The organism is Kribbella koreensis (assembly GCF_039525325.1).
In the GTDB taxonomy this organism is placed as follows: Bacteria; Actinomycetota; Actinomycetes; order Propionibacteriales; family Kribbellaceae; genus Kribbella; species Kribbella koreensis.
This window is the reverse complement of sequence record NZ_BAAAHK010000017.1, coordinates 747435-768414: the sequence shown is the minus strand read 5'-3', so window position 1 is coordinate 768414 and position 20980 is coordinate 747435. Positions and strand designations below refer to the sequence as shown.

General features: G+C 68.2%; 17 protein-coding genes. 4 read left to right on the top strand and 13 right to left on the bottom strand.

The annotated features are described in order from the left end of the window. Window positions 1-728: 728 nt before the first annotated feature. The 3 genes from ABD116_RS33060 to ABD116_RS33050 all read right to left on the bottom strand — a co-directional run bounded on the left by ABD116_RS33060 (window position 729) and on the right by ABD116_RS33050 (window position 4217). Window positions 729-1946 (bottom strand): hypothetical protein, encoded by a 1218-nt coding sequence (locus tag ABD116_RS33060; RefSeq protein WP_343979469.1) that lies wholly within the window; start codon window positions 1944-1946, stop codon window positions 729-731. A gap of 99 nt (window positions 1947-2045) precedes the next feature. Then, window positions 2046-3422 carry an MFS transporter gene (locus tag ABD116_RS33055; protein WP_343979466.1) on the bottom strand — a complete coding sequence of 459 codons (1377 nt, stop codon included), beginning with the start codon at window positions 3420-3422 and terminating at the stop codon, window positions 2046-2048. A 36-nt stretch (window positions 3423-3458) separates the two neighbouring features. Then, a complete protein-coding gene (locus ABD116_RS33050) occupies window positions 3459-4217 on the bottom strand; it encodes a glycerophosphodiester phosphodiesterase family protein (protein ID WP_343979463.1) in 759 nt (252 codons plus the stop codon). Between the two features lie 26 nt (window positions 4218-4243). Between ABD116_RS33050 and ABD116_RS33045 the strand changes: the two genes are divergently transcribed. Beyond that, window positions 4244-5383, top strand: coding sequence for an aminotransferase class V-fold PLP-dependent enzyme (locus ABD116_RS33045; protein ID WP_343979460.1), 1140 nt, complete (start codon window positions 4244-4246; stop codon window positions 5381-5383). Here ABD116_RS33045 and ABD116_RS33040 read toward each other — a convergent pair. From ABD116_RS33040 to ABD116_RS33020, 5 genes are read right to left on the bottom strand one after another with little or no spacing between them, the layout of a single operon-like run. Then, window positions 5380-5991, bottom strand: coding sequence for a class I SAM-dependent methyltransferase (locus ABD116_RS33040; protein ID WP_343979458.1), 612 nt, complete (start codon window positions 5989-5991; stop codon window positions 5380-5382). The genes ABD116_RS33045 and ABD116_RS33040 overlap by 4 nt on opposite strands. Before the next feature lie 14 nt (window positions 5992-6005). Beyond that, window positions 6006-6857: a carbohydrate ABC transporter permease gene (locus ABD116_RS33035; RefSeq protein WP_343979455.1), complete on the bottom strand. Its 852-nt coding sequence runs from the start codon at window positions 6855-6857 to the stop codon at window positions 6006-6008. Beyond that, the gene (locus ABD116_RS33030) at window positions 6854-7777 is read right to left on the bottom strand and encodes a carbohydrate ABC transporter permease (protein ID WP_343979452.1); all 924 of its coding nucleotides are present in this window, start codon (window positions 7775-7777) and stop codon (window positions 6854-6856) included. Before ABD116_RS33030 ends, ABD116_RS33035 begins: the two co-directional genes overlap by 4 nt. 3 nt (window positions 7778-7780) lie before the next feature. Then, window positions 7781-9103, bottom strand: coding sequence for an ABC transporter substrate-binding protein (locus ABD116_RS33025; protein ID WP_343979449.1), 1323 nt, complete (start codon window positions 9101-9103; stop codon window positions 7781-7783). 16 nt (window positions 9104-9119) lie between these two features. Continuing rightward, on the bottom strand, window positions 9120-11900 hold the full coding sequence (locus tag ABD116_RS33020) for a family 78 glycoside hydrolase catalytic domain (RefSeq protein WP_343979446.1): 2781 nt from the start codon (window positions 11898-11900) through the stop codon (window positions 9120-9122). A 125-nt stretch (window positions 11901-12025) separates the two neighbouring features. Between ABD116_RS33020 and ABD116_RS33015 the strand changes: the two genes are divergently transcribed. Beyond that, window positions 12026-12904, top strand: a complete 879-nt coding sequence (locus tag ABD116_RS33015; RefSeq protein ID WP_343979444.1) for a helix-turn-helix transcriptional regulator — start codon at window positions 12026-12028, stop codon at window positions 12902-12904. Here ABD116_RS33015 and ABD116_RS33010 read toward each other — a convergent pair. Then, window positions 12891-13574 carry a TetR/AcrR family transcriptional regulator gene (locus tag ABD116_RS33010; RefSeq protein WP_343979441.1) on the bottom strand — a complete coding sequence of 228 codons (684 nt, stop codon included), beginning with the start codon at window positions 13572-13574 and terminating at the stop codon, window positions 12891-12893. The two genes, ABD116_RS33015 and ABD116_RS33010, sit on opposite strands and share 14 nt — an antisense overlap. A 100-nt stretch (window positions 13575-13674) precedes the next feature. Between ABD116_RS33010 and ABD116_RS33005 the strand changes: the two genes are divergently transcribed. Further along, window positions 13675-14850, top strand: a complete 1176-nt coding sequence (locus ABD116_RS33005; protein ID WP_343979439.1) for an FAD-dependent monooxygenase — start codon at window positions 13675-13677, stop codon at window positions 14848-14850. On the opposite strand, the gene ABD116_RS33000 is transcribed toward ABD116_RS33005, so the two are convergent. Genes ABD116_RS33000 through ABD116_RS32985 form a run of 4 tightly spaced genes read right to left on the bottom strand, consistent with a single transcriptional unit; the run spans window position 14746 to window position 19327 of the window. Next, window positions 14746-16152, bottom strand: coding sequence for an MFS transporter (locus tag ABD116_RS33000; RefSeq protein ID WP_343979437.1), 1407 nt, complete (start codon window positions 16150-16152; stop codon window positions 14746-14748). The genes ABD116_RS33005 and ABD116_RS33000 overlap by 105 nt on opposite strands. Before the next feature lie 43 nt (window positions 16153-16195). Beyond that, entirely contained in the window at window positions 16196-16654 is a 459-nt protein-coding gene (locus ABD116_RS32995) for a PGPGW domain-containing protein (RefSeq protein WP_343979434.1), read from the bottom strand. Between the two features lie 17 nt (window positions 16655-16671). After that, window positions 16672-17208 carry a M15 family metallopeptidase gene (locus tag ABD116_RS32990; protein WP_343979431.1) on the bottom strand — a complete coding sequence of 179 codons (537 nt, stop codon included), beginning with the start codon at window positions 17206-17208 and terminating at the stop codon, window positions 16672-16674. Further along, window positions 17201-19327 (bottom strand): peptidoglycan DD-metalloendopeptidase family protein, encoded by a 2127-nt coding sequence (locus ABD116_RS32985; protein WP_343979428.1) that lies wholly within the window; start codon window positions 19325-19327, stop codon window positions 17201-17203. The genes ABD116_RS32990 and ABD116_RS32985 overlap by 8 nt, the downstream gene beginning before the upstream one ends. 238 nt (window positions 19328-19565) lie before the next feature. Between ABD116_RS32985 and lpdA the strand changes: the two genes are divergently transcribed. After that, entirely contained in the window at window positions 19566-20963 is a 1398-nt protein-coding gene (gene lpdA, locus ABD116_RS32980; protein ID WP_343979425.1) for a dihydrolipoyl dehydrogenase, read from the top strand. Window positions 20964-20980 lie beyond the last annotated feature (17 nt).

The following is a 20980-nucleotide window of genomic DNA, read 5'->3' as shown; positions in this document are numbered from 1 at the left end:
CCTCCCACTGACCCCCCGCCGCCTCCCACCGACCCACCACCCCCTCCCACTGACCCCCCGCCCCCTCCCACCGCCGCTTCTCGCCGACTCGACGCCCCCTCCCGCCGAACCCGTGCCGCCAGCGCGACGTCGGCGAGACGGCCCGGCCCCGCGTGCGGTGCCACCGACCGCCACCCGCCGCCTGACGACCGCCATCCGGGGCGCTCGCGGTGAGGGTGGGGGAGCGGTGAGGGTGGGGGAGCGGTGAGGGTGGGGGCGCGGTGAGGTGGCGTGGATTGGGTGGGGGTTAACCCCGCAGGTGGTGGGTTGCCTGCCCGGATTCTGGTGGGGCAACCCACCAGTTCGGGGGTCAACCCTCGGGATGGAGCTCGGGATTGGTTGCTGGAGGCAATGGCCGGATCGGTGTGCATACCTAACCCGGCCGGGAAGAGCTTGCCCCGGGCGTGTCGGGGCGGTTCGGGTGGGTTATGCGTGCGTGGCGGTTCGGATGGGTAATGCGTGCGTGGCGGTCCGGGGGCGCGCTTCGTCGCGGGGCGACAGGTGTGTCGGCGAGGTTGATGCTGTTGTACCGTGACGGATCGGCGGAATCGTCCCCGGAGGTGGTGGCGTGGGTCGGCTGGCGGGTTGTTCGGCCGCTGGGGAGCCGCGGGGTGTCAGCTGGTGAAGAAGCGGGGTTCGCTGCGGGTTTCGTGCCGCTGGCGTGATGCTTCACGCCATCGGCACAGGACCTAGCCGACTTGCTGCGAGGCGAACTTGCGTTGGCCGATTCCGCCGAAAGTGGGCGTCACCGTCAGGTCGCCGACGCCGACCGTGCCTTGGACGGATCCGCGGCCGGTGAGAACCGTCCGCTCGTGCCCGCGGACGTCGGGTGGGGAGGTGAACACTCGCGAGTCGACGGCTGTCATCACAGCAGCCGTGCCCATCAGGTCGAGTCGTACCGGGGCCGCCCCCAGCTCCACCGTCGACGAACTGTCGTCGCAACCGTTGAACGTCGTGAGGGTCAGCGGAACGGTCGCGGTCGCCTGCGCGGTCCGGTACTGCGGCCCCACGGTCAGCGTTCCGGTCGCCGAGCCATACCGCTCCGTGGTGACCACGCCGAGCGCGCCATCCGCGCAACGCACCACCGTGTCGGTCACCACCAGCGCGTAGACCGTCGTACCGGTGCGATCCACGGTCTCGGCCGTCACGTCGACGTACCGGCTCAGCACCGAGCCCGGAGCCGGATCACCGGTCGCCTGCTCCAGCAGCCCACCTCGGGCCTGCAGGATGGTTGACCGGGTACGGGTCACCGCCGCCAGGTCTGCGAAGAAGGACGGCGTGGTCAGTACGCCGGCCGCCTCCACCGAACCATGTGTCACCGTAAGGTCGCGCTCGATCCCAGCGCTGGTCGTCGATCTCGTCTCGGAGCCGATCGTCAGAGTGCCGGCAGCTCTGTGGAGGTCCACCCGCTGGATGTAGGAGTCGTTACGGGCGCCGGGAATGCGGATCCGGGCGGCCGATCGCTCGCGCAGCGGCGCGCCGACCTGGTCGAGTACCAGCAGGACGGCCTGATCCGGCGCGACGACCGTCTGTCCGACCGACTCCGGGCACCCGAGCAAGGTCTCGTACGTCAGGTCGAGAGTCGTCCGGACGACTGCATGGTCCAGGGCCCCTGACACCGTCATCGGGCCTGTCCCCGCGCCACTGAAGTACGTGAACGCTTCGGTCGTGGAGCCGTCGGCGCACGTGACGGGTTCGCGCGCGTACCCGTCGGCGCCGATCGACACACCGGCTGAGGTCCGAACGGCCAAGGTGTGCAGGTAGTGCTCCCCACCGTCCGCGGGGTACCAGAGCGCCTCGGCGTACGCGCTGACTTCTCGAGAGGACGGGGACTCCGCCGCCGCGGGCTGGGCCGCGAGCCCAGCTCCGGCAAGCGCCACCACCAGGACCATGGCAATTCTTCGCATGGCCTGAGAGTCGGTCCCGGGGCCTCATCCGGCCAGAGGCATTCGCCTCTTCCTGGCCGGGCCTTTCTTCCTCACCGAGGCACCGCGCGTTCCTGGGGGCTAGACGAGGACGGTCGGCTGGGTGTTGCCGGCCTCGTCGATGCCGCGGCGCATGTCGACGCGGGAGAGCAGCACCAGTCCGACGACGAAGAAGAGCCCGAGGGCGACGATCGCGGGACGGTAGGAGCCGGTGATCTGGTGGACCAGGCCGAAGACCAGGGTGCCGAGCCACGACGTACCGCGCTCGCCCGCCTGGTACAGGCTGAAGTACTCCGCCTCCCGTCCTCGCGGGATCAGCTGGCTGAAGGCCGACCGGGACAGCGCCTGCGTACCGCCGAGCACGATCCCGATCGCCGCCCCCATCGCCAGGAACGGCGCGATCTGATGCGCCGGCAGCAGGAACCCGGCGATCACGATCACCATCCAGACCACCAGCCCGCCCATGATCGTGTGCTTGGTCCCGTACTTCCGCGCGAACCGCCCGAAAGCCAGCGCCCCGAAGAACGCGATGAACTGCACCAGCAGGATCGTCATGATCAGGATCTGCGTCTCGAACCCGAGCTGCTTCTCCCCATACGTCGACGACACCGAGATGACCGTCTGGATACCGTCGTTGAAGAACAGGTACGCGACCAGGAACAGCAACGTCATCGGATACGTCCGCACGTGTTTCAGCGTCGCGAACAACTGCCCGAAGCTCTGCCGGATCAGGTTCCCGCCACCGACCGGTACGACGTTCGCCGGCGGCCGGTTCTTGAGCTTCCGGTACGGGATGAACGTGAACAACCCCCACCAAAGCCCCGCACTCAGCAGACTCAGCCGAACCGCCGTCGACTTGTCCAGGCCCAGCGCGTCATGCGCCGTGACCACTCCGAGGTTGAGCGCCAGCAGGATGAACCCACCGAGATACCCGAAGGCCCAGGCCCGCGACGACACGTCATCGCGGTCATCCGGCCCGGCGATGTCGATCAGGATCGAGTCGTAGACCACCAGCGACGACCCGAGACACAGATTGCCGAGGAACAGCAGCAACGCGCCGAGCGCCCACCGCCCGTCGCCGACGAACACCATGCAGCAGGCGGCCAGCGCGCCGGCCCACGCGAAGCCGCACATCAGCACCTTCTTGCGCGCCGACCGGTCCGCGATCGCCCCGACGATCGGCAGTAGCAGGGCCGAGAGCAACGTCGCGACCGTGACGACGTAGAACGCGAGCGAGCCGGGCGAGATACCGAGCCCGAGCACGTGCAGGTTCGTGGTGCACGGGTCGTCCGTCGTGCCGACCCGGCCGCAGGCAGCGGTTTCGGCGACCGAGGTCAGGTACGGCGCGAAGAGCACCGTGCCGACCGTCGTGACGTAGCCGGAGTTGGCCCAGTCGTACAGGCTGAAGCCCCAGTACTCACTTTTGTCGACACTCGCCGGGGCCGAGAGAATTCCCATGCGGAGGAGTGTGGCAGAAGGGATGCCGGTCGTGGGTCACGATCTGACCCATTGCCCCCGCTCGATCAGTACGTCGCGCAGCAGGTCGGTCCGGTCGGTGATCAGCCCGTCGACGCCGGCGTCGAGCAGCCGGTGCATCGCGGCCGGGTCGTCCACGGTCCACACGTGCACCTGCTTGCCGAGGGCATGCGCCCGCCGGAGCAGGCCGGGGGTGAGGACGCGCAGGCGTCCGTAGTACTCGGGGATCTGCAGGCAGGCTCCTCGCGACACCATCCGGTACGGCGCGAAGCGGAGCCTGGCGATCTCGCGCTGCCCGAAGCCGGTGGCCAGGCGCTCGCCGAGCTCGCGGCGGATCAGGTCGACGCGGGCCTGGGAGAAGGAGGAGACACAGACCCGGTCGATCGCGTCGTGCTCGCGCAGTACCCGGGCGGCGGGCTGGACGCCGTTGTCGGCCTTGATGTCGAGGTTGAATCGGATGTTGGGGAAGTGCTCGAGTACGTCGGACAGCAGCGGGATCGGCTCGTGCCCGTTGATCTTCGCCTGCCGGACCTCGGACCAGGGCAGCTGCGCGATCACCCCGGTGCGGTCGGTGACGCGGTCGAGCCGGTGGTCGTGAAAGGCGACCACGACTCCGTCCCTCGTCGCGTGCAGGTCCGTCTCGATGTACTGGTAGCCGAGGCCGGCCGCCTGCTCGAAGGCGTGCATCGAGTTCTCGTAGCCGACGTTGTCCGGGTGCAAGGCGCCGCCGCGGTGGGCCATCGCGATCGGCCCCTCGTGGTCGAGATAGGGATACACGCCGAGAAGTATGTACCGTTCAGCAGGTGACGGTACTCAGCCCCCGCCCCGACCTGTGGACCCTCGACCCCGATTACGTGCATCTGAATCACGGCTCGTTCGGCGCCGTGCCGCGGCGTACCCAGGAGCTGCTGGCCTTGCTGCGCGCCGAGGCCGAGGCGAACCCGATGCGCTGGTTCCGCTCGGTCCCGGAGCGCCTGACGGCGAGCCGGCTGGAGCTGGCCGCCTTCCTGCAGACGGACCCGGCGGGCTTCGCGCTCGTCCCCAACGCCAGCGCCGGCGTCACGGCCGCCCTCAGCACGATCCCGATCCCCGCCGGCAGCAAGCTCGTGCTGACCAACCACGCGTACGGCGCGGTCCGGTACGCCGCTGAGCGCTTCGCCAAGGCCAACCGGGCTGAGATTGTCGTCGTCGACGTGCCTCTGGAAGCCGATGACGACGCAGTGGTGGCGGCCGTTGAGGCGGTGCTGGACGAGCGGACCGCGGCGCTGATCGTCGACCAGATCAGCTCGGCGACCGCGATGGTGTTCCCGATCCGGCGACTCGCCGCGTTGTGCCGATCCCTGGGCATCCCGTCGATCGTCGACGGGGCGCACGCGCCGGCTCTGCTCGACGCACCGGCCGACGACGGCGCCGACTTCTGGACCGGCAACTTCCACAAGTGGCCGGCCGCGCCCCGCGCGACGGCCGGGCTCGTGGTGGCGGAGCAGTGGCGGACGGCGACCCTTCCGCTGATCGTGAGCTGGTCGGAGTACGACGAACGCCTCCCCGAACGCTTCGACCAGCAGGGCACCGCCGACTACGCCTCCTGGATCGCCGCCCCCGAGTCCCTGCGGGTCCTGGCGGACCTCGAGTGGCCCCGCCGTCGCTCCGAACTGTCCACCCTCGTCGACGAAGGCGCCCGAATCCTCGCCAAGTCGCTCGGCACCTCGGTGGCCGAGGTCGCCCACCCCGCCGCCACCATGCGCCTGGTCGAGCTGCCCTTCCCCGGCGAGCGCTCGCCGGACGCAGGGGAGGCGTTCAAGGAGAAGGTCTCCCGCGAGCTGAAGGCGGAGATCACGCTGACGGGGTTCGACACCCGGGTCTTCATCCGCTTGTCAGCCCACGCCTACAACAGCCTCCACGACTACCAGCGCCTGGCCGAGTGGTTGCCCGCGATGCTCTAGCTTGCTTTTCCGAGCGTGAAGGCGCCGATGAATTTCGGTGCGCCGGCCTGGTAGAAGACGTCGAGGTCGGTCATCGTGAACCCGGCGCCGGTGACCAGGTCGGCGATCGGTCGGGTGAGGTGGCAACCGCCGGCCACGCGGCGCTGCACCGGCTCCAGGCGGTGCTGCCAGCGGCGTACCGGCTCGTCGGGGGCGAGTCCGTGCTCGATGAAGTGGAACGTGCCTCCTGGTTTGAGAACACGCCTGATCTCGTGCAACGCCGCGGTGGCGTCCGGGATGGTGCACAGCGTCCAGGTGGACAGCGCGCTGTCGAAGCTCTGGTCCTCGAACGGCAGCAGTTGGCCGTCGAGCCCCGCACGCCGTACCGGCACCCGGGTCGCGTCCAGGTGGTGCGCGGCGAGTCGCCAGGCGACGTCGGAAGGCTCGACGGCGGTCACCGCCGTCACGGTCGTGGGGTAGTGGTGCACGTTGAGGCCCGACCCGAATCCGATCTCGACGACCTCACCGTGCAGCCCTTCGCAGACCCGCTGCCGCACCGGCTCGGCCAGCTTGGAACCGCAGGTCAGGTTGACCAGCCGGGGTACCACCCGCTCGGAGTAGAAGCCCATGACCTCATGCTAGATCAGCCTTTCACCGCGCCGGCCGTCATGCCGGCGACGATCTGGCGGTTGAAGAAGAGGAACATCACCAGGGGTGGAACGGTGATCAACAGAATGTTCATGAAGAGCAGGTTGTACTGCGTGGTGAACTGGCTGGAGAAGTTGTAGAGGGTCAGCTGGACGGTGGCGTTTTTGTCCCCGGGCAGGAAGTAGAGCGGGTTGACGAAGTCGTTGAAGACGACGACCGACTGGACCACCACGACGGTCACGATGACGGAACGCAACAGCGGGAAGATCACCTGGAAGAACAGCCGCAGCGGTCCGGCCCCGTCGATGACGGCGGCTTCGTCCAGCTCCCGCGGGATGGTCGCGACGAACGCCCGGAAGAGCAGGACGCAGAAGGACAGCCCGAAGGCGATCTCGACCAGGATCAGCCCGGGCATCGTGCGGAACAGGCCGATCCGCTGCAGGACCCAGATCGTCGGGACCACCGCGGGCGGGATGATCAGCCCGGCCAGGACCAGGAAGTTGATCAGGCCGTTCCAGCGGCTCGCCTTGCGTTGCAGGACGAAGGCGGCCATCGCGGCCAGCACGACCATCCCGGCCACGCTGGCCACGGTCAGGATCGAGCTGTTGATGAACGCGATGATCAGCATGTAGTCGCGGGCCTTGACCACGTCGACGAAGTTCTGGACGAAATGGAACTGGTGCGGCCAGGAGAAGTCCAGCAGCGAGGCCTGCTGGCGGTCCTTGACCGCGGTCAGCACGATGAAGGCGAACGGCACCAGGAAGACGACGATCGAGACCAGGATCGCCACCACGCTGAGCAGGTAGTTCTTGTGCGGCCTCGGGCCACTGACGACAGCTGTGCTCACAGCTCCACCTCCTTACGGTTGAGGAACCGCGACAACGGCAGCACGATCGCCGTCACCACGACGAACAAGACGACGTTGCCCGCGGTCGACAAGCCGTAGAACCCGGCCTGGTACTGCTTGTAGATCACCGACGCGATCACGTCCGAGGTGAAGCCCGGCCCGCCGCGCGTCATCGCCCAGATCAGGTCGAACGAACGCAACCCACCGATCAGCGACAAGATGATGACCGTCACGGTGGCCGGCCGGGCCAGCGGCAGGATGATCCGCCGGAAGCTCTGCCAGGCGGTCGCGCCGTCGACCTTCGCCGCCTCCAGGTACTCCGCCGGAATCGACACGATCCCGGCGATGTAGATCAGCGTCGCCAATCCGACGCCCTTCCACACATCGACCAGTGCCACCGACAACAGCGCGTACTTCGGGTCGGTGAGCCACCCAGGCCCGTCGATCCCGAGCACGGACAACCCGCTGTTGATCAGCCCGCGCTCGGGGTTCATCAAGACGGTGAAGGTCAGGCCGACGCCGATCGTGGAGACCAGCACCGGGAAGAACACGACCGACCGCAGGTAGCCGCGGGCAACGATCTGCGAGGTGAGCAGGACCGCCAGCAGCAGCCCGAGGACCACCTTCGTGCCGGACGTGACGACCGCGTAGATCAGTGTGTTGGTGAAGCCCTTCACCAGGGCGGGCTCCTGGAAGAACGTGGTGAAGTTGCCGAACCCGATGAACCTCGACTCGAAGATGCTCCAGCGGGTCAGGCTGAAGTAGAACGACGCGAACGTCGGGACCGCGAACAGCACTCCGTAGACGACGGCCGCCGGGAGATAGAACCAGGTCGAGTACGGGCTGCGCAGCCGGCCACGGTCGCGTCCGGCGACGGCCGTGCGCGTCTTGGTGGACGTGTGGATCGACGTTGTGACCACGGCTCACCAGCCCGCCAGGCCGAGTTGCAGCGCCTGCTTCTTGACGTCCTCGTCGTACAGCGAGGCGCCGGCGGCGGCCTTGCGGATACCAGAGCCGACCTCGACCGTGATCTGCTCCAGCGAGGGCCCCTTCACCGGCGACAGGAACTCCAGCGCGAGACTCGACGAGCCGTCCTTGTCGATGTAGGGCTGCATGTCCTGGACGACCTGCGGTACGTCGGCCGGCAGCTTGCAGTCCTTCACCGCGAACGGCCCGGTGACCGCACCGGCCTTCGCCTGCGAGTCGCAGCCTTCCTTGCTGGCGATGAATCCGAGGAACTTCTTGGCGGCGTCGAGCTTGGCGCCCGTGGTACTGGTCGGGATGTAGACGCCGGCCGGAGCCCAGACGGTCAGGCCGTTCTTCGCGGCGTCGTCACCGGGGATGGCGAACAGGCCGACGTCCTTGGTCGAGTTCGGGTAGGTAGCGGCCAGGTCACTGACCACCGCGGACAGGATCGGGTAGTGCGCACCCTTGCCCTGGGCAAGCAACTTGAGTCCGTCCGGCAGCTTGGCCGAGGCGAAGTCCTTGTTCTCGTAGCCGAGGTCGTGCACCTGCTGGAGGTGCTCGAATCCGTTCCGGGCGGCCGGCGAGGTGCCGTACTTCGCCTGGTTCTTGGTGTACTTGTCGGCGAAGTCCGGCTCGGCCGCCGCGACGTTGTGAAAGTCGCCGAGCACGAACAGCTGCGACGTCCACGTCTCGCCGTAGGTCTGGATCACCGGCGCGATCCCGGCCGCCTTGATCTTGGCGTTGTTGGCCATGAACTCCGCCCAGGTCTTCGGGACCTGCAGCCCGAGCCGCGCGTAGACCGGCTTGTTGTAGAGGATCGCGCCACCCATGAAGCCGCCGTACGGCGCGCCGTAGATCTGCCCGCCGGCGGTGACGGTGCGCTTGAAGTTGTCGTCCAGTCCGGCGCCCCACGGCTGGTCGCCCATCGGGACGAGGTTCTTCTGCGGCGCGATCGCCTGGAACAGCGAGCCCGAGTTGTACATGAAGACATCGGTCATGTCGCCGGTCGACAGCCGGGTCTTGACGATGTTGTCACCCTCGCTGCCGGCCGGACGGGTCTCCACCTTGACCGTGATGCCGGGGTTCTTGGCGGTGAAGTCCTTGCCGAGCTGCTCGGCCGTCTTGACCGTCTGCTCTCCGTTGTCGACGAGGAAGTTGAGCGTGACGGCGTCGCCGCCACCGCCTGAGTCGCTGGAGCCGAGGCTGCCCGCGCTGCAGGCGGTCAGCGCCAGCGCGGCCACGGCCAGGGTGGCCAGTGCGGTCGTACGTGAGCGGATCATGATGGCCTCCGGAGGTTCACTGCGGGGTGAGCAAGGAGTCGAGACGTTCCCGGACGGCCTCGGCCGCGGGCGAGAAGTTGCCGCCGGCAAGATCGACGAGCTTGGTCGCCGGCGCGTCGAGGTAGTGCTCGAGCCGGCCGGCGAGCTGGGCTTCGTCGTTGGCGACACCGGCCTCCACGGCCGTGCTCACAATCGATTGCCAGCTCGGTTCGTGGTCGATGAGCTGCCGGATGGTGGCATCGGAGCCGAGTGGCGGTACGTCGGAGTGCGGGTCGGCAACGGTCCATTCGTGCTTGCCGTGCCGTACTTCGAGGGGTGCGCTGCCGTCTGGTAGCTGGACCGTCGCGGTCGCACCAACGGGGATGGTGACGACCAGGTGGAAGCGGCCGTCGCTGCGGGTCCACTCGACGCTTGCCTCGCCGTACGGGGTCAGGTGGCGAGCTGCGGCTCTTGTCAGCTGTGCCGCGGGCAGTGGGTGGATTGCCAGGTGTTGATAGCCAGGTGAGCCTGCGGCCAGGCCCGCGACCCGGCGGTGCATCCAGTCGGCGACCGCGCCGAGGGCGTAGTGGTTGAAGGAGGTCATCTCGCCGGGGTTGATGCTCCCGTCGGGCAGCATGCTGTCGTACCGCTCCCAGACAGTGGTGGCGCCCATGGTCACCGCATAAAGCCACGACGGGCAGCTGGTCTGCAGGAGCAGCCTGTACGCCAGGTCGGGCTGGCCCGCGTCGGACAGCGCGTCCGTCATCAGCGGCGTACCGACGAAGCCAGTACTGATCCGGAAGCCGGCAATGCGAACCAGGTCGGCCAGTCGCTGACCAGCGCGCTTGCGCTGGTCAGCTGTCGGCAGCAGCGCCCACTGCAGGGCCATCGCGTACGCCGTGGTCGAGTCGCTGAGCACCCGCCCGCCCTCAGTCGTGTACTCCGCCGCAAACGCCGCCCGGACCTTCGCTGCGAGCTCGGTGTATTGGCGGGCGCTTTCGGCGTCACCAGCCAGGTCGGCAGCCCATCCGACGATCTCGGCCGAGCGGGCCAGGTGTGCGGTGGCGAGGACGTCCGGGTCGACCTTGGCGCGGAACGGGTCCTCGGGCGGGGCAGTCGGGTCCAGCCAGTCGCCGAACTGGAAGCCACCCGACCAGAGCAGGTCCTCACCGGCCAGCTCGGTCATCCGGTCCACCCAGGCCCGCATGCTCGGCAGTTGCCGGACCAGGAGGCCCCGGTCGCCTGTGCGCTGGTAAAGCACCCAGGGGACGACTGTTGCCGCGTCACCCCAAGCAGCGGTCGACGGGCCGGCGTCACGGAGTACGTCGGGGATGACGAAAGGCACCGAGCCGTCCTTGTGCTGCTCGGCGGCCAGGTCGGCCAGCCAGCTGGTGAGGAAGCCGGCGCTGTCGTAGAGGAAGGAGGCCGTGGGGGAGAAGACCTGGATGTCGCCGGTCCAGCCGAGTCGCTCGTCGCGCTGCGGGCAGTCGGTGGGGACGTCGAGGAAGTTGCCGCGCATCCCCCAGACGACGTTCTCGTGGAAGCGGTTGAGCAGGTCGTCCGACGACTCGAACCAGCCGGTGCGTTGCAGGTCGGAGCCGAGGACTACTGCTTCTAGGTCCTCCTTGGCGAGGTTGCCGACGCCGGTGACCTCGGCATAGCGGAAGCCGTGGAAGGTCAGGGGCGACTCGAGGGTCTGCTCGTCGGGGCCGGCGAGCACGTACGTGTCGGTGGCCTTGGCGGTGCGGAGAGGGCGGACGCCGAGTTCGTCGTTCTCGAGCACCTCGGCGTGGCGTAGTACGACCTCGTCGCCGCTGTTGCCGCCACGGACCCGGAGGCGGACTCGGCCGACCAGGTTCTGGCCGAAGTCGACGAGCGTCTTGCCGGTGGGTGAGGTGGTGATCTCGACGGCGGGAAGTATGTCGGTGATCCGAACGGGTGGGCCGTCGGGAGCGACCAGCAGGCCGAGGTCTGCGTCCAGTACGTCGACCGGCGTCGGGTCGGCCGCCGTGTAGGTGAAGTCGGTGCGCTGGCCGTCGTACAGGTCGTCGGCGAGGATTTGGCTCTCGCGGGCGGTCCAGGTGTCATCGCTGGCGAACACGTGGGTCTCACCGTCGGCAGTGGTGACCTCCAGTTGCGCCAGGACGGCCAGGCGGTCGCCGTACAGGGCCTGTTGGTTCTGGAAGCCGAGGCGGCCGCGGTACCAGCCGTTGCCCAGCAGGAAGTCCAGGGTGTTCTCGCCGGGTCGTACGAGGTCGGTGACGTCGTAGGACTGGTAGCGCAGCCGGTACTGGTACGCCGTCCAGCCAGGCGCCAGCTCCTCGTCGCCGACTCGGCTGCCGTTGAGCGAGGGCAGGTAGACGCCGTGTGCTGTGGCGAAGAGGCGCGCACTGACTATGCCGTCCGGCAGCGTGGTGGAGCCGCTGACGATCGGCGCGGGTCGGCCATGCGCGCCGAGCTCGCGCGGGCTGACGAAGCGCGCTGTCCAGTCGTCTGGACTGAGCAAGCCCGCCTCGACGACTGCAGGCTCGCTCCAGTCGCTCCATTCGACGCCGTCGCTGACTCTGACCCGCACGGCCGCGTTCTGGCGGGAGGACAGCGGCGTACCGGGCCAGGGGACCAGCACCTGCTCTGCGGACTGGACGGTGTGGACTTCGCCGGCGATCTCTATCTCGTAGGCGACCTGGTGGTAGTTCTCGGCTGCGGACGGAACCTGCCAGGACAGGCGGGGCGAGCCGGTACCGAGGCCGATGACCGGACCGGTGCCGGTGCGGTGCTCGAAGCGGATGGACACGGGTGCGGCAGCAGGACGGGTCATTGTGCTCCCAACGCGTGAAACGATTCATTCGATGTTTCATCGATCCTGCGACGCGCTGTGGTCAGCCGATAGTCCGGAGTGCACCGGAGGTAGCACGAAATGCACCTCGGCTCGTATGTTGGAGCATGACCGGTCCGCCGATCGAGAACGCCGGAACGCTGCTGTACTTCGTCGACGGCGCCTACGCCTACTCGGGCCACTACGTGCACGAGGGCGCGCACGCGGTCCACACGCACAGCTTCTTCGAAGTGGCCGTCGTGACCGGCGGCACCGGTTTGCATCACAGCCCGGCCGGCTATCAGCAGCTCTGCCCGGGCGATGTGTTGCTGCTGCGGCCGGGGGTCTGGCACGGGTACGACAAGTGCGAAGGGCTCGACCTGTTCAACTGCATCTTCTCTGCCGACCTGCTGCAGCACGAGCTGGCCTGGACGCGCGAGGACGCACTGCTCGGCTACCTGCTCTGGACCGGCCCGAACTCGGCCCGCCGACGCGGAGTGCTGACGGGGCACCTCGATGAGATCCCGATGGAGGAGTGCATCAGTCAGCTGGAGCATCTGGAGGATCTGCGCGCCCGGCCGCTCGACCTGCATCGCGGTGACGTCATCGGCCGGCTGTCGCTGTTCCTGAGCTGCCTGGCTCGCGCGCTGGCCGGTGAGCTCGCCGGCTCGACCAGGCCGGCGCATCCGGCTGTACTGACGGCGATGCGGCTGATGGAGTCCGATCCGGCCCACCACTGGACACTGACCGAGCTGGCCGCCGAGCTACATCTGGTGCCCGGCTATCTGGTCCGGTTGTTCAAGTCGTCGACAGGGCTGCCGCCGATGGCGTACCTGTCCCGCCACCGCGTCGAGTTGGCGGCGGACCGGCTGCTGCACACCGACGAGCCGATCAACCGGATCGGTGAGGCGGTCGGCTGGCCGGACCAGAACTACTTCGCCCGTCGCTTCAAGTCCCACTACGGGTTGAGCGCGACCACCTATCGCGCCCGCTTCACCCGCGCTTGATCAGTACTTCGAGCCCGTCCAGGATCCGGTTGAGGCCGAAGTCGAGGCCCTGATTCTCGCTGCCCGCCAGCGACTGCATCGCGGCTGTCAGGCCTGGGAAGCGGTCGGGCTGCGTCGCCAGGATCTCGGTGAGCGCCGAGGTGATGTTCTCCTCGGAGATGCCGATCGTGCCGCCCGGCAGGGTGAGGGTCTGGTGCGCGATCGTCCGCACCTGCCCGGCAATCGTCATCAGCGCGTCGAGTTGCTGGCCGCCGCTGAGTCCGGTCTCGGCGAGTGCTCGGACGCCGAAGTCCATCCAGGTGAGCTCGTTAGGGCCCAGGGCTCGGCGGCCGACGGTGGAGAGCAACAGCCAGGGGTGGCGGGCGAAGCCGGCGTACAGGTCGAGGGCCCAGTCCATCAGGGCCTGGCGCCACGGCTGCGGCGGGTGGTGTGGTGGCAGGCCCATCGCGCGGTCGGTCATCAGGGAGACCAGCTCGGCCTTGCCGCCGACGTAGCGGTAGAGCGCCATCTTCGTGAACGACAGGTCGGCCGCGACGCGTTGCATCGAGACGGCGTCGAGGCCGTCGGTGTCGGCGATCGCGATCGCCGCCTTGGTGATGCCCTCCACGGTCATCGCCGGCTTGGGGCCGCGGGTTGGCGGCGGCGGATCCCCCCAGAGCAGGTTGATCATCGCGGCGGCTCCTGGCTTGTGGTGCGTCGTGAACTGTGTCTACCATACACATTATCGAAACAGTGTCCGGTGGAGACAGTTCAAGGAACAGGGGTGTGGAGTGAAGGTTCTGATCTCGGGGGCGAGTGTCGCGGGTCCGGCGCTGGCGTACTGGCTCGGGCGGTACGGCCATGAGGTGACGGTGGTCGAGTTGGCCCCGGCGTTGCGCCAGGGCGGTTATGCGGTTGATTTCCGGGGGAGTGCGAACAAGGTCGTGCTCGAGCGGATGGGGGTGCTGGAGGATCTGCGCGCCCGGCAGACGGGTGGCACGGCGATGCGGTTCGTCGACTCTGCGGACCGGCAGTTGCTGCGACTGCCGCCGGAGTTCGCCGGGGGAGAGTTGGAGGTGCTTCGGTCCGACCTGACGCAGGTACTGTACGAGCACAGTCGCTCTGCGGCGGAGTACCGGTTCGGTGATTCGATCGCGTCGCTGGAGCAGCACGGTGGCGGAGTGGACGTGACGTTCGAGAGTGGTGCGGCGTCGACATACGACCTGGTGTTCGGGGCTGACGGGATGTACTCCGTCGTGCGGCGGCTGGTGTTCGGCGGCGGCCTGGTGACGCATGGCGGCTACTACATCGCCGGGTGGGATCTGCCGAACTCGTTCGGGATCGAGCGGGACGGGTTGATGTACAACGTGCCGGGACGGCTGGCGAGTGTCGGGATGGACCACCGGGACCCGGCCAAGGCGGGCACGATGTTCGTCTTCGCCTCACCTGAGCTGACCTACGATCGCCGGAATCCCCAACAGCAGAAGGACATTCTGCGCTCCACCTACGCCGGGATCGGCTGGAAGGTGCCGGCGCTGCTCGACGGGCTGGACGATTGCACCGACCTGTACTTCGACTCGATCAGCCGGGTGGACGTGGACCGCTGGTCGGATGGCCGGGTCGCGCTGGTCGGAGACGCCGGCTACGGCGCGACAGTGGGCGGCATGGGGACCGGTACCGCGATCGTCGCGGCTTATGTGCTCGCTGGTGAGTTGGAGGCGGCCGGTGGTTCGTATGCAGCGGCCTTCGCTGCGTACGAGAGCCAACTGCGCAAGCCGGTCCGGGCCTGCCAGAGCGGTGGTGGCCGGACGGGGAAGTTCCTGGCGCCCAAGACTCGCTTCGGCATCGCTGCCCGCAACCGGCTACTTGGGACACCGTTCCTGCTCAATCAGATGCTGCGGGTCGGGGAGAAGGTCAGTAGCGACTTCGTCATCCGCGACTACGAGGTAGCGGCGCAGCGCCAGTAGGGCGCCTGCTGCAGCGGCCGCGGTGGTCAGCAGGAAGGCTGTGCGGAACTCTGTCGGGCCGGGGGAGTCCGTGAGGACCAGTGTCAGCACTGCGATCGTCAGTGCTCCCGCGAGGTACTGCGAGGTCGTCAGCAGCGCGCCTGCGGTCCCTTGTTGTTCCTGCCGTACGTCGTGGGTGCCGATGATGAACATGCAGGTGTAGATGATGCCGTGGCCGAAGCCGCTGAGCAGTAGGCCGGGTAGCAGGCTTCCGGCGTACGAGCCTTCTAGGGCGACGGCTAGCCAGAGCAGACCGGCGGCGGCGATGGTGAAGCCTGCTGCGAGGACCACGGCCGAGCCGTAGCGGCGTACGGACCGCTCGGCCGCGGTGTTGCCGATGGTGACGAGCACAGCGAGAGGCAGGAACGCTAGGCCTGCTTGGAGCGGCGTGTAGGCCTTCTGGGATTGCAGCAGCAGCGTCAACACATAGAACTCGGAGCCAACGCTGGCCATGTAGAGAGCAGTGGCCGCTGCCCCGATCTTCAGGGACTTGGTGTTCCGCAGCGCTCGCTCGATGAGGGCGTTGCGAGACCTGCTCTCATTGCGGACGAAGGTGGCGAACAGGGCGACCGCAAGGACAAGGCTGACCGCTGCAGCCGTCGGGTGGTCGGTGCCGAGCGTCAGGCCGATCACCAGCGCCAGCACTGTCGCAGTGCCGAGAGCGGAGGCGATCAGTGGGACGCGGGACGCTATGGGACTCGATGGAGTGTGGATCCAGATGATGGCGCCCAGGGCTGCCAGCAGGGTGAGCGGGATGTTCACCAGGAAGGTGAGTCGCCAGGATGCGCTGGTGAGGACGCCTCCGAGGATTGCCCCGGCGGCCAGACCTGACGCGCCGACCGAGCCCCAGACGGCCAATGCTCGACTACGGGCCGGGCCGGCGGCGAACGTAGTACCGATCAAGCCGATGACCGCCGGTTGGAGGAGTGCTGCGAAGAGTCCCTGGGCACCGCGGGCCGCTAGCAGCACTGTGCCGTCATGGGCGATGCCGCCGGCCGCGCTGGCCAGTCCGAAGCCGATGATCGCCGCGACGAACAGCCGCTTGGCGCCGAGCCGGTCCGTGAGCCGGCCGCCGACGACGAGGAAGCCGGCGAACAGGACGGCGTACGCGCTGATCACCCACTGGGCGAGCGCCGGCTCGAGGCTCAGCTCGGTCGCGATGCTCGGCAGCGCGATGTAGATGATCGAGTAGTCGAGCGCGATCAGGAACTGGGCGACCGACAGCACGGCCAAGGTGGCGGCAGGCGACTTCGGGCGGGTCATGCCGCCATTCTCAAACCCTCACACTGATGTGAAGGCAAGCGTGCTACTCGAGCAGCGGCAGCTTGTGCAGGAACGACTCCCACGAGTCCGGCAGCCAGCCCGGTACGCCGAGCACCGCCAGGTAGAGCCAGATCGCGACCAGCACACAGACGAACAGCGCGACCGTGCCGAGTACCTTGAGCCAGGCTGGCTGCTTGCCGGTCCAGGTGGTGAGCGCCTTGACCCAGTCCTTGACCCGGTAGAGCAGCCGCTGCGCCCACTCGAACTCACTCGCCAGCACCGCCAGCCCCGCGATGAACAACGGAATCCCGCCCGGCCCCGGCAACCATCCGGTCAACGGCGCCGCGATGATCAGAATCCCGCCCAGCACCCCGATCCCGATCCGGTAGATCAGGAGCTTGCGCGGGTTCGCACGGATCTTCCGCCGCCACTCCCACCGGTCATCCTGGGCGTCCAGCGTGATGTTGTCGTCCGTGCGGTCGGGACTGGTCTGCTCGGCCACACCCCCAGCCTACGTGCTCACCGGAGCGAATCCCCGGCGAATTCCCAATGCCAGGGCTCTTGCCGCGAGCCCCCTTCGCGCGCCCACCCGGGGTGCACCCATCCGTAGGCCGCCGCATGCACGCTCATCCACCTGTACTGCGGAGTCCCGAAGTCGTTGATGCCGTCACACAGGTCGACGGCCAGCCTCCACCCGTGGTTCGACGTACCAGGAAAGGCAGCCAGCGTCGGCTTGCGGCGCAGCAGGTCGACCTGCGCGCGGTACGGCCGATAGGAGTCGGTGATGCACAACACCTTGTGGAAGTCAGCTTGGTAGGCCGCAGCCAGCTCCCCGTACGCCGCTGCCGCGTCGCACCGCAGCTTCTGTCCGGGCGCGACGCGGCAGAGCTTGTCGGCCGGCATCTTGCCGTTGCCGTAGCCCTGCCAACCGTCGGCTGTGGCGAAGGCAGACAGGTACGGCGTTGCCACGACTCCGAGGATCGCCACGAGCAGTACGGAGCAGGCAGCAGTCGACCAGCGGTGTTTGCGGAGCCAAGGGAGGAGACGACTACGCACTGCGTGGTTTGCCGAACTCCCAGTGCCAGGGCTCTTCGCGGTTACCGCCCTGTCGCGCCCAGTCCGGGTGGACCCAGCCGTACGCGGAGGCGTGGGCGCTCATCCACTCGTACTGCGCCGTGCCGAACTTGTCGATGCCGCCGCAGAGGTCCACGGCTACGCCCCAGCCGTGGTTGGACGTGCCGGGCAGGGCGGCCAGCGACGGCTTGCGGCCGTACAGGTCGACCTGGGCCGAGTAGGAGCGGTAGGAGTCGGTGATGCAGAGGTTCTTGCCGAACGCCTGCCGGAACGCGCTGGACAGTTGCTGGTACGCCGCTGCGGCGTCGCAGCGGAGCATGTGCCCACCGCCGAGGCCGCAGAGCTGCGACTGCGGGATCAGGCCGTTGCTGTAGCCGCCCCAGCCGGTGCTCGTGCCGCCGGTGGCGAGGAACGGCATCGGGTTCACCGCGTCTCCACCGAGCCGCACTTCGAAGTGCAGGTGCGGTCCGGTCGAGTTGCCTTCGGTGCCGACGGCACCGATCTGCTGTCCGGCGGTCACGTGTGTGCCGTCAGCGACGTCGATGCGACTCAGGTGCGCGTAGAGCGTCTCGAGCCCGTTGCCGTGATCGATGCGAACCAGGTTGCCGGCCCAGGCCGGGTGCTCGATCCGGACGGTACCTGCGGTGACCGCCCGGACGTTCGTCCCGACCGGCGCCACGAAGTCCTGACCGGTGTGGAAGCCACTGGACCACAGCGCGCCCGCCTGACCGAACGGCGTCCCGATCTCGTACGTGCCCTCTGCGAGCGGCCAGGTCCAGCCGCCGGTGCCGACGTCGACCGTGGTGGCCGTGTTGCCGCAGCGGAAGGTCGCTGCGGCCGGCGTGGTGGCCGGGGCGACCTGAGCCTTCAGCGGCTTGCCGAGAGTCGGCCGCAGCGCGGCGTACATGCTGTCGGGGATCGAGCTGACGGCTACCGAGCCCTTGGCCTCGTCGGCGGCGATCATCTCGGCGTTGTCGAGGGCGATACCGACGTGGAAGAGGCCGACGGACCGGCTGCCCATCAGCAGGATGTCGCCGGGCTGGATCTGGCTGGCCGGCACCTTCTGGTAGTTCGCGTAGACGCTGGTCGCGAGCCCGGCGAGGGTCGTGTACGGCTGCCAGGCGGCTCGGGCCGCGCCGAGACATCCGTACTTGTCCGGGCCGGTCCCGCCGACGCCGTACGGCTTGCCCATCAGTGAGAAGGCCTGGTTGACCGCGCGGATCGTCTCGGCCGACAGCACCCGCAGCGGGCGTCCACTGCTCACTACAGCCGCGACACCGGGCACCGGCGCCTTGGCGACCTTGTACTGCAGCAGGCCGTTCGGAAGGTCGAACGGGCTCCTGATGCTGGCAGCGGTCGGCGCCTTGACCTTGGCGGCGGTCAACTCGGCCAGGTACGTCTGCCAGTTGGCGAGTGCCTGCTGGTTGCGAGTGGCCTGCAGCTGCTTGGACAGCTCGGTCGCGCCGGCCAGGTCGGCGAGTTGGCCTTCCATGGCCATCGCTGCGCTGGCTGCCTTCTCGCGGACGGTCTTGCCGAGCTCGGTGGCCTTCTTGTTGGCCTGGTCGGCCACGGCACGCTTGGCTGCCGCGTCAGCGGCCGCAGTACCGGCTGTGGACTCTGCTGCTGTGGCTGCGTTGTACTGCGCGACCTGGGTGCTGCCGAGTTGCCGGATGGCGGTCTGGCGGTCGGCGATCTCCTGCAGATTCTCCGCGACCGGTGCGAGCGACCAGAGCATCGACTCGGTGCCCAGGACCGTCGGGATGCCGAGCTGGTATGCCTGGGCGGTCAGCAGGCCGAGGCGGCGGCGCTCGTCCTGCGACTTGTTCTTGGTGTTGTTGGCGAAGGCCTCTGCCTTCTTGGCCGCGGCCTCGGCGGTCTGCGCGGTCTTCAGCGCGTTCGTGTAGGCGACGGTGGCCTTGGCGACGTCCAGCTGGATCTCGGCGGCCTCGGCCTGCAGCTGCTCCAGCGACCGGTTCACATCCGTCACGGAGGCCGGGGGAGGCGGGGTCTGGTCGGCGAACGCGGCATACGTCGGCAGCGCCACCACTGCCATCACCGCGCCGAGTGCGGCGAGCCGCAGTCTCCGGCCGTTGCCCAGCATCGAGCCCCCAGTCCTCGTTTTCCGTATCCCTGCCACAGGGCGCCTCACGCGCGCACGGAAGGAGGACATCCCCCGTGCGTGCCCCAGCGTAGGCGTCCGACGGTCCTGACGGAACCCCAGGTCACCGTCCGTGACGATGAGGCAGGACACGCTGCCCGATGGTGACCGTCGTCACGCCGTGGCATCCCGGCCCGGCCCGAGGCGGGATCGGCTGGTGCCAGCGACTAGGATTTCAGTCATGGCCTCGCACTTTGACGTTGTTGTCCTCGGCGCCGGACCGGGTGGGTATGTCGCGGCGATCCGCGCCGCCCAGCTCGGGCTCAAAACCGCCATCATCGAGAAGAAGTACTGGGGCGGTGTCTGCCTGAACGTTGGCTGCATCCCGTCCAAGGCGCTGCTGCGCAACGCCGAGCTGGCGCACATCTTCCGCAAGGAGGCGAAGACCTTCGGCATCAGCGGCGAGGTCAGCTTCGACTTCCCGACGGCCGTGCAGCGCAGCCGCAAGGTGGCCGACGGCCGCGTCAAGGGCGTGCACTTCCTGATGAAGAAGAACAACATCACCGAGTTCGACGGGTGGGGCTCGTTCGTCGACGCCAACACCCTGGACGTCGCGCTGAACGACGGCAACTCCGAGACGGTCACCTTCGACAACTGCATCATCGCCACCGGCGCCACCACCAAGCTGCTGCCGGGCACCCAGCTGAGCGACCGGGTCGTCACGTACGAGGAGCAGATCCTCACCGAGGAGCTGCCGGGCAGCATCGTGATCGCCGGCGCCGGCGCGATCGGCGTCGAGTTCGCCTACGTGCTGGCCAACTACGGCGTGAAGGTGACGATCGTCGAGTTCCTCGACCGGATGGTCCCGCTGGAGGACATCGAGGTCTCCAAGGAGCTCGCGAAGGCGTACAAGAAGCTCGGTGTCGACGTGCTCACCGGCACCCGGGTCGACTCGATCGACGACTCCGGCGACAAGGTGAAGGTGACCGTCACCGGCAAGGACGGCGCGCAGCAGACGCTCGAGGCCGACAAGGTGCTGCAGGCGATCGGCTTCCAGCCGCGCGTCGACGGCTACGGCCTGGACAAGATCGGGGTCGCGCTGACCGAGCGCGGCGCGATCGGCGTCGACGGATTCCTGCGGACCAACGTGCCGAACATCTTCGCCATCGGCGACGTGAACGCGAAGCTGATGCTGGCCCACGCCGCCGAGGCGCAGGCCGTGATCGCGGCCGAGACCATCGCCGGGGTCGAGACGATGGAGCTCGACTACGTGATGATCCCGCGGGCGACCTTCTGCCAGCCGCAGATCGCCAGCTTCGGCTGGACCGAGGAGCAGGCCCGGCTGGAGGGCTTCGACGTCAAGGTCGCGAAGTTCCCCTTCACGGCCAACGGCAAGGCGCACGGCCTCGGCGACCCGAACGGTTTCGTCAAGGTGATCGCCGACGCGAAGTACGGCGAACTGCTCGGCGCTCACCTGATCGGCCCCGAGGTCACCGAGCTCCTCCCGGAGCTGACCCTGGCCCAGAAGTGGGACCTGACCACCAAGGAACTGGCCCGCAACGTGCACGCCCACCCGACCCTGAGCGAGGCGCTGCAAGAGGCCTTCCACGGCCTCGAAGGCCACATGATCAACTTCTGATTCTCGCTCTGACGAAG

Excerpts from the sequence above, each read along its gene's own strand:
- ABD116_RS33060 (WP_343979469.1), bottom strand. The coding sequence starts at position 1,946 with ATGCGAAGAATTGCCATGGTCCTGGTGGTGGCGCTTGCCGGAGCTGGG.
- ABD116_RS33015 (WP_343979444.1), top strand. The coding sequence starts at position 12,026 with ATGACCGGTCCGCCGATCGAGAACGCCGGAACGCTGCTGTACTTCGTC.
- ABD116_RS33020 (WP_343979446.1), bottom strand. The coding sequence starts at position 11,900 with ATGACCCGTCCTGCTGCCGCACCCGTGTCCATCCGCTTCGAGCACCGC.
- ABD116_RS33000 (WP_343979437.1), bottom strand. The coding sequence starts at position 16,152 with ATGACCCGCCCGAAGTCGCCTGCCGCCACCTTGGCCGTGCTGTCGGTC.
- ABD116_RS33040 (WP_343979458.1), bottom strand. The coding sequence starts at position 5,991 with ATGGGCTTCTACTCCGAGCGGGTGGTACCCCGGCTGGTCAACCTGACC.
- lpdA (WP_343979425.1), top strand. The coding sequence starts at position 19,566 with ATGGCCTCGCACTTTGACGTTGTTGTCCTCGGCGCCGGACCGGGTGGG.
- ABD116_RS33010 (WP_343979441.1), bottom strand. The coding sequence starts at position 13,574 with ATGATCAACCTGCTCTGGGGGGATCCGCCGCCGCCAACCCGCGGCCCC.
- ABD116_RS33055 (WP_343979466.1), bottom strand. The coding sequence starts at position 3,422 with ATGGGAATTCTCTCGGCCCCGGCGAGTGTCGACAAAAGTGAGTACTGG.
- ABD116_RS33025 (WP_343979449.1), bottom strand. The coding sequence starts at position 9,103 with ATGATCCGCTCACGTACGACCGCACTGGCCACCCTGGCCGTGGCCGCG.
- ABD116_RS32985 (WP_343979428.1), bottom strand. The coding sequence starts at position 19,327 with ATGCTGGGCAACGGCCGGAGACTGCGGCTCGCCGCACTCGGCGCGGTG.